Source organism: Anaerorhabdus sp. (assembly GCF_036657415.1).
Lineage (GTDB): Bacteria > Bacillota_I > Bacilli_A > Erysipelotrichales > Erysipelotrichaceae > Anaerorhabdus.
The window spans coordinates 1-8,743 of record NZ_JAVXGL010000081.1; the positions used below are offsets into that span (position 1 = coordinate 1).

At 33.1% G+C, this 8,743-nt stretch carries 9 protein-coding genes; all 9 read left to right on the forward strand.

The window, feature by feature from the left end; translation table 11 throughout:
- The first annotated feature begins 254 nt into the window (after positions 1-254).
- The 9 genes from RSB60_RS09620 to RSB60_RS09660 all read left to right on the forward strand — a co-directional run bounded on the left by RSB60_RS09620 (position 255) and on the right by RSB60_RS09660 (position 8,733).
- Positions 255-1,715 (forward strand): 4Fe-4S dicluster domain-containing protein, encoded by a 1,461-nt coding sequence (locus tag RSB60_RS09620; protein ID WP_332616008.1) that lies wholly within the window; start codon positions 255-257, stop codon positions 1,713-1,715.
- A gap of 12 nt (positions 1,716-1,727) precedes the next feature.
- Positions 1,728-1,982 (forward strand): (2Fe-2S) ferredoxin domain-containing protein, encoded by a 255-nt coding sequence (locus RSB60_RS09625; protein ID WP_323380845.1) that lies wholly within the window; start codon positions 1,728-1,730, stop codon positions 1,980-1,982.
- Positions 1,979-3,655: a [Fe-Fe] hydrogenase large subunit C-terminal domain-containing protein gene (locus tag RSB60_RS09630; protein ID WP_332616010.1), complete on the forward strand. Its 1,677-nt coding sequence runs from the start codon at positions 1,979-1,981 to the stop codon at positions 3,653-3,655. The genes RSB60_RS09625 and RSB60_RS09630 overlap by 4 nt, the downstream gene beginning before the upstream one ends.
- The gene (locus RSB60_RS09635) at positions 3,648-4,832 is read left to right on the forward strand and encodes a SpoIIE family protein phosphatase (RefSeq protein WP_323380847.1); all 1,185 of its coding nucleotides are present in this window, start codon (positions 3,648-3,650) and stop codon (positions 4,830-4,832) included. Before RSB60_RS09630 ends, RSB60_RS09635 begins: the two co-directional genes overlap by 8 nt.
- 88 nt (positions 4,833-4,920) lie before the next feature.
- Complete coding sequence (locus RSB60_RS09640) at positions 4,921-5,523, forward strand: DUF1349 domain-containing protein (protein ID WP_323380848.1); 603 nt, start codon at positions 4,921-4,923, stop codon at positions 5,521-5,523.
- Positions 5,520-6,746 (forward strand): peptidase T, encoded by a 1,227-nt coding sequence (gene pepT, locus RSB60_RS09645; RefSeq protein ID WP_332616013.1) that lies wholly within the window; start codon positions 5,520-5,522, stop codon positions 6,744-6,746. Before RSB60_RS09640 ends, pepT begins: the two co-directional genes overlap by 4 nt.
- Positions 6,743-7,675, forward strand: a complete 933-nt coding sequence (locus tag RSB60_RS09650) for a 1-phosphofructokinase family hexose kinase (protein WP_323380850.1) — start codon at positions 6,743-6,745, stop codon at positions 7,673-7,675. Before pepT ends, RSB60_RS09650 begins: the two co-directional genes overlap by 4 nt.
- A gap of 74 nt (positions 7,676-7,749) precedes the next feature.
- The gene (locus RSB60_RS09655) at positions 7,750-8,346 is read left to right on the forward strand and encodes a TlpA family protein disulfide reductase (RefSeq protein WP_323380851.1); all 597 of its coding nucleotides are present in this window, start codon (positions 7,750-7,752) and stop codon (positions 8,344-8,346) included.
- A 129-nt stretch (positions 8,347-8,475) separates the two neighbouring features.
- Positions 8,476-8,733, forward strand: a complete 258-nt coding sequence (locus RSB60_RS09660) for a glutaredoxin family protein (RefSeq protein ID WP_323380852.1) — start codon at positions 8,476-8,478, stop codon at positions 8,731-8,733.
- Positions 8,734-8,743: the final 10 nt, after the last annotated feature.

Consider the following 8,743-nt stretch of genomic DNA (forward strand, 5'->3'; position numbering starts at 1 on the left):
TAAAGTAAATGGAACCAGGACAATTAGTAGTTTAGTAACATATGTTTGAATGATTTATTTTTTAAATTATATTTTTGTAAAAAGTATTTAATTTAGTTGATTTTTAAACATATTACAATAGTTTTAAAGTATTAATGATTTAAAATGATTTAAAACGGGGAATCTGCATGAATTGTGGGTTCCTCTTTATTGTGTTTGGTGGTAAATTATGGTATTTTATTATTGTGAATTTGTTGGCAAAACAGGGAGGATATATGTCGTTATTTAAACATGAAGCAAGACAATTTAAGTTCGATATTTTAAGAGAAATAGCAGAAGAAGCTTTTGCAGATGAACTTGTTGAAGAAAAAGTTCAAGAATACAGTAGAAAACTAATTTCAGGTACTAAAGCTGATTTTAGGTGTTGTGTATACAAAGAACGTGAAATCTTGCGCCAAAGAGCTCGTTTAGCAATGGGTAAAATGGCGAATGATGCAGTAGACTACAATCCTCGTCAAATTGTACAAGTAATTGAAGCAGCGTGTGATGGATGTACAATCCGTAAAATACAAATTACTGATAACTGTCGAAAATGTATGGCTAAGAGTTGCATGGGATCATGTAATTTTGGTGCTATCACAATGGGACCGAGTCGTGCACAAATTGATTATAGTAAATGTAAAGATTGTGGAGCTTGTGCAAGAAATTGCCCATACAACGCAATCGTAGTAACAGAACGTCCATGTTCGCAACATTGTCCAGTCGATGCAATCCGCTGGGATGATGATGGTATTGCGATTATTGATGAAAAGAAATGTATTAACTGTGGTGGCTGTCAAGCTGCTTGTCCTTTTGGTGCAATTGAAGATATTTCTTGGATTGTTCCAGTTATCCAATTATTGCGATTAAAAACACCAACTTTTGCGATTATCGCTCCTGCAATTCAAGGACAATTTGATAACGCAACATTACCGCAAATTAAAAAGGGTATTAAGGAACTTGGTTTTACTGAAGTTTATGAAGCCGCAATTGGTGCAGATGCAGTAGCATATTATGAACAAGAAGAACTACAAGAACACATCGAAAAGGGAATTCCTTTGACAACATCATGTTGTCCAGCTTTTGTAAACATGGCTAAATTACATTTCCCTGAACAATATGAAAAGAATGTTTCTACAACAGTTTCGCCAATGATGGCACTTGCCCGTAAATTAAAACTAGAAAATCCTGATCATGGTATCGTCTTTATTGGACCGTGTTTGGCTAAGAAACAAGAAGCAATGGAAGAATTTACAGCAGTTGACTATGTTCTGACTTTTGAAGAATTAGCAGCGATGCTAGTTTCTCAACATATCTTTTGTGAAGAGCTTGAACCAGATCCAAGTGACTATCCATCAATCTTTGGACGTAATTTTGCCCAAGGTGGTGGCGTTGCGAAGGCTGTTGGTGAAGCCGCTAAGGAAAAAAATCAAGTAGAATTTAAAGCAGTTTATGCCGATGGTTGTTTTGAATGTAAGAAACAACTATTACTAATGAAGGTTGGTAAGTTTGATGGCAATCTTTTGGAAGGTATGTGTTGTACAGGAGGTTGTATAGCTGGACCAGCTAAGATAGAACCACCTAATGTAACAAAAGCAAGAATGAATAAAGAAAATATGGATCATAGCTGCAAAAATATACAAGAATCTCTCAAAGTATTCGACTTTAGCGATGTGCATATGCACCGTGAAAAATAGGAGGAAATGAATATGGTTAAGATTGAAGTATGTATCGGAAGTGCTTGTTATGTAAAAGGAAGTAATCAAGTAGTAACTATTTTACAATCCTTGGTAAAAGAAAACCAATGGGAAGAAAAAGTAGAAATTAAAGGTTCTTTCTGCATGCAATCATGTCAAGGTGGACATGGATTAGGTATTCGTATCAACGGTCGTCAATTATTAGGGGTAGGCTTACACAACGTCGAAGAAGTTTTGAAACAAGAGATAAGTGAAGCTTTATCATGAATCATTACATAAGACTCGCTGAGTCTAATTGTCGAAACTGTTTACGATGCGTACGCGTATGTCCAACTAAAGCAATGACATACCTTGATCATCAACCTAAAATAATTGAAGATGAATGTATTTTGTGTGGTAAATGTTATACTATTTGTCCACATAGTGCAAAGAAAGTTAATAGTGATTTACAATCAGTAAAAGATTGGCTAGCAAAAGGTGAAAAGGTGGTACTTAGTGTTGCACCTTCTTTTGTTGCGATATGGCCAAAATTTAAACAATTAGAAAATGACTTAATTAAAAAAGGATTTTATAAAGTTGAAGAAACCGCAATCGGCGCAAAACTTGTATCTGAATCTTATGCTTACTTAATTAGAGAAGGAAAGATGAAGAATATTATTTCTACATGCTGTCCAGCAGTAGTTTCGTTGGTTGAAAAAGAATATGGTGATTTAGTTGAACAATTAGCACCGATTGTTTCACCAATGGTTGCGCATGGTAAGGATATAAAAAGTAGAATACCAGATGCAAAGGTAGTCTTTCTTTCACCATGCATTGCAAAGCAAAAAGAAAAAGATGATTTACGATTTAAAGATGCTATCGATGCGACAATCAGTATGCAAGATTTAATCTATTTTGTAAAAGAAGATCAAGCTAATGAAGAAATAAGTGAATGGGATGATTTTGATGGAAGCATTGCCCGTTTATATCCGACACCTGGAGGAATAATTAAGACTCTTCCACGTGAAGGTGGTTATAAAAAGGTAAATGTAGAAGGTGTAGATCGTATCAAACAAGTTCTAGATTCAATTCGTTCAGGTATGCTTGAAGGATACTTTTTCGAATTGAGTGCATGTCATGAATCATGTATGGGAGGTCCGTTGTTAGTTCATTGTGAACACAATGAATGGTTAGGACAAAGTGTGATTCGAAGTAGTGTAGATGAGAATAAAAAGATACATGAGCAACAACCAAAAGATGATTTGATGACTGTATGGGAAAATCAAAATATTCAACATCCTGTTCATCGTGATGCAGAAATACAAGATGTTTTATATATGATGGGAAAAACAACAGCAGACAAAGAATATAATTGTGGGGCATGTGGTTATGAAACGTGTCGTGATAAAGCTATTGCAGTCATTGAAGGAAAAGCAGATCCGAAGATTTGTCTTTTGAATGCGCTCGAGCGAGCAGAATCAGTTTCTAACTTAATTATTGAAAATACACCTAATGGAATTATCGTGCTTGATAATGAATGCAACATTGTAGAAATCAATCCAAGTGCAAAAATGTTATTGGATTTAGATATTGTAAATGTTGTAGGTATGCCAATTCAAAGTATATTACCAAGTAATGAATTAATAGAACTTATAAAAAATACGAGAAGGGTTCAATACTATCGTTGTGCATATCCACAATATCATCGTATTCTTGAACATGCGATCATGAAACTTGAAGCAGAAGAATACTATGTAATTATTTTAATGGACTTAACCGTTGAGGAAACAAAAGAAAAAGTAATGAAGCAAATACGTCAACAAACAATTGAAATTACTCAACAAGTAATAGATGATCAAATGCGCACAGTACAGGAAATTGCAAGTCTACTCGGTGAGACTACTGCAAAATCAAAAGTTGCACTTACAAAATTAAAGAAGGCGATGGAAGAGGATGAATAATAAAGTCCATGTAGAAAGCTACTTTAAGTCGCTTAATAAAAAGAATGAAGAACTTTGTGGAGATAAAGTTGAAATTAGAAGAAATGATGAGTCTTTTGTTATGGTATTGGCAGATGGACTTGGAAGTGGTGTAAAAGCAAATATTCTATCAACACTTACAAGCACAATCATTGCAGAAATGGTTTCTTCAGGAGCTTCTTTACAAGATGTTGTTGAAACAATAGCAGCAACACTTCCTGAATGTAAGGAACGTGGAATTGCTTATTCAACATTTACAATTCTCCAAGTCTTTTATGATGGAATGGCACATTTAGTAGAGTTTGATAATCCAGCAACAATATTCATAAGAGATGCACAAATTCTTGAAACAACTCGTGAAGTACGTATGATTGGTAAACGTAAAATAACTGAAAGTACATTTCAAGTTAAAAAGAATGATTCACTTATTATGTTTTCAGATGGAATTATTCATGCTGGAATTGAACAAGCTTTAAATTTTGGATGGGATCATCCACAAGTTCAACAATTTCTTTTAGATTATACAAATCCCAATGATAGTGCTAAAGAAATTACTCGAATTCTATTAGCGAATGTTAATGACTTATATGGTGGTCGACCAGGAGATGATTCAACTGTCGCATGTGCTAAAATACTCGAAGCTAAGGAAACAAGAGTAATGGTTGGTCCGCCACTTGATGAACAAGATGATGCGAAAGTTGTACAACGTTTATTAGAAGCAACAGGGAAAAAGATTTGTTGCGGAGGAACAACAAGTAATATTGTTTCACGCATAACAGGTAATGAAATAGAAATGGAAAGTTTAGTTTCATTAGTATCAGATGTTCCTCCAATGGCATATATCAAAGGTATTGATTTGGTGACTGAGGGTGTCTTAACTCTTCAAAAAGTAAATAAATATTTAAGTCGCTGTGTTGAAAGCCAAGATTATCTTGAAGAATTACTCCTCACAAAGGGCAAAGATGGTGCACTTTGTTTAGTGAAATGTTTCTTACAAGAATGTAGTCAAGTTACTTTTATGGTAGGACGCTCAGATAATCCAGCACATAATGCGATTGCATATTCTACAATATCATTGAATGCGAAAATACAATTAATTCGTGAAATGGCAGAAAATTTAAAACATTTAGGTAAGATTGTATCAATTGAATTATACTAGAATGCAATTGCATTCTTTTATTTAAACTGAGGTAAATTATAAGCATTCATAAATTAATTAGTTTATAATAATACAAGGAGTAGATGATATGAGAAAAGAATTAGATATTTCGTTAATGAAATGGAAAAATAAGCCAACAAATTACGTGGTAGGTAGAAGTCGCGTTATTTTTGAAACGATGCCATTTACTGATTTATGGTCTAAGACATATTATGGATATACACATAATAATGCACATTCATTAACATTTAAGATTGAACAAAACTTTACTTTCTCATGTCATGTACATTATAAATATAAAAAACAATTTGACCAGGCGGGGCTAGTAATCTATGCCAATGATGATAACTGGTTTAAAATATGTGTTGAATATGTTGATGAAAAATCATCGTTATTAAGTACAGTAGTAACCTATCATGGATTTAGTGATCTTTCTTCATATGCAATAGGTAGTGCAGTAGATAGTATGTGGTATCGTGTATCACATTCAAATCAAAATATTTTGGTAGAGAATTCATTTGATGGAATTCATTATAAACAAATGCGCTTATTTCATATGAAGTTTAGAGGTGATAAATTTGAAGTAGGGTTGTTTGCAGCTAGTCCTAATGATTCATCATTTGATGTTGAATTTAAAGATATGATTGTAGAAGATTGTATATTGAAAGAATATAAAGGAGAAAACAAATGAGTGTTCAAGAAAGATTAATCAGGTATTGTAAGGTGAATACACAATCAGACCCCAATAGTGAAACGATTCCATCTTCAAAAAGACAATTTGATTTGGCTAATCTGTTGAAAAAAGAGATGGAAGAAATAGGGTTAGTTGATATTCAGCTTACTGAACAATGTTACTTATATGGAACATTGCCTAGTACACTAGATGAAGAAAGTGAAACAGTAGGATTTATTGCCCATATGGATACAGCACCAGATTTTTCTGGTGAAAACGTAAATCCAAGAATTATTGAAAATTATGATGGTGAAGATATTCACTTGAATGAACAAATTATACTTAGCGTTAATGATTTTCCAAGTATGAAAAATTATATCGGTAAAGATTTAATTGTTACAGATGGTAATACACTTTTAGGTGCAGATGATAAAGCAGGTATTGCAGAAATATTGGAAGCTTGTGATTGGTTAATGAAACATCCTGAAATCAAGCATGGGAAAATCAAAGTTGCATTTACACCCGATGAAGAAATTGGCCGAGGAGCGGATTGTTTTGACGTAGCTGGATTTGGTTGCGATTTTGCCTACACATTAGATGGCGGTGAAGTACACATTGTTGCGGATGAAACATTTAATGCAGCTAGTGCAGATATTCATATTAAGGGATTTAGTATTCATCCAGGATCTGCAAAAGATAAAATGATTAATGCATTGAATATCGCTCAAGAATTTCATGCATTGTTGCCTAAAGATGCTCGCCCAGAACATACAGAGAGACGTGAAGGCTTCTATCACTTACATGATATGAGTGGAAATGTTGAAGAAGCTAATCTTCATTATATTTTAAGAAATCATGATTTAAAAAAATTAGAATTACAAAAAGAATCACTCACTCTAGCAAAAGAATATATTAATAAACTATATAAACGTGATTTAGTTGATGTTGTAATTCATGATGAATATCGTAACATGTACGAAATTCTTAAAGACAATCCAAGACCTGTAGAAATTGCGAAGAAGGCATTAACAACCCTTGGTTTAAATGTTGAAATGGAAAGTATACGTGGTGGAACGGATGGTGCTACTCTTACATTCAAAGGATTACCATGTCCAAATCTAGGTACAGGTGGCGGAAACTATCATGGACGTTATGAATACTGTTGTATTCAAGAGATGGAACAAGCTGTTCAATGTATATTGAACATTGTTGAATTAGTTTCAACCAAGGAGGGTCTATGATTTATACATGTACACTCAATCCATCACTAGATTATTATATGGAATTTGCAGAGGATTTAAACGGATCACATACTAACCGTAGTCAACTTGAATATTTTGAAGCAGGTGGAAAAGGAATCAATGTTTCAATCGTGTTAAATAATCTTATGATACCTTCTCGTGCGGTTGGATTTCTAGGAGGATTTACAAAAGACTTTTATATTAATTTGCTTCAAAGATATGAATATATTCAACCGAGTTTTACATATATTGAAGGGCATACACGTATTAATGTAAAAGCGAAAACGAGTACTGGAGATGTTGATTTAAATGCTGCCGGTCCATATATTATTGACAAGAGTATGGAACAATTGAAAAATAGACTTGATCGTTTAGATGAAAATGATATTTTAGTTTTTTCAGGGAATAGTCCAGAATACTTGCTTGAACAAATTGAAGATATGATTCGCATGTGTTCAGAAAATGGAGTTCGTATTGTTTTAGATACAAACCCGACAATTATACAACGTTGTTTGAAATATAATCCGTACTTAATCAATCCGAGTCTTTTAGAACTTTCACAAATTGTGAATCGTGATTTGACTGGAGTAGATGAAATTATTGAGGCTGCTAAAAATTGTGTGCGACAAGGCGCTAAGAATGTAATGGTTCGACTAGAAGCGGATGGCTCAATTTTAGCTAATCCAGAAGGTGTATTTAAAGCTTCGCATCTAGGTAAAGAAACAATTCATGTTAATACCGTTGGAACTAGTGATGCAATGGTTGCAGGATTTGTAATGAGTTCACTTCGTACACCAAAACCACTAGAATGTTTCAAGTTTGCGAACTCTTGTAGTGAGGCAACAGTATTTTCAAAAAGTTTAGAAATTCGTGATAAAGTAAATGCACTTTACGATCAAGTACAAGTAGAAAAACTTCAAGATTTTTAATTGTGTAAAATTATGTGTTTATCTTGTTTATGAAATTTATTTTTGATAAAATGAGTATCCGAAAGAAGGTAATTATGAAAAAAATATTTATTATTGCACTTGCATCTCTATTATTATTTGGATGCTCGTCTGAACCTGCTCAAACGTCCTCTAAGCCAACTGAAAAAATTGATGTATCTACATTAAATATTCTTGATTTAGGTGCTGAGACGGCTGATATGAGCGGATATACGCTACTTACTGATACAAAACATGTGTTCAAAAAAATTACAATGGAAGAATCTATCCGTTTATTTGAAGAAAAAGGTTCAGGTCTTATCTACTATGGACATGATCAATGTGCCTTTTGCCAACAAGCAGTTCCAGTTTTAAACAATGCTGCTCGTCAAATGGGTGTTGATATCTACTATGTTGATGTCTATTCAAAAGACGGATACAGTGAAGAAATTTATGCGAAATTAGTGGATATTATCAAAGATCATTTGAAAGTTGTTGATGGAGTACCAACATTCTATGTACCACAAGTATTTGTCATTAAAGATGGTGAAATTGTTGGTGAACATTTAAGTCTAGTAGATTCATATAACATTAATGAAGATGGCGATATGAATGAAAAACAACGCAATGAACTTAAGAAAATCTATATTGAAATTATTGAAAAACTACGTTAATCGTAGTTTTTTCTTTTGAATTACGATTTTATATGACGATTACAAACTTTCTTGGTAAAATATAAATATAGAGCATCACAATTTCAATTAGAATCAATTTTTGTTAAACTACACTTAGAGGTGATTAAAATGAAAAAAATCAAAATGTTTATGTTCGAAGCTTGTCCACATTGCAAAAAAGCAAGAGGATTTTTAGATGAATTGTTAAAAGAAGAAAAATATAAGGATATCGAAATTGAAATGATTGATGAAAAATTGCATCCTGAAATTGCGGATACATATGATTATTATTATGTACCTACATTTTATGTGAATGATGAAAAAGTTAGTGAAGGCTCAGTGACTTTTGATCAAGTAAAGGCAGTTTTAGACAAGGCACTATTATAGTATGTTTTGG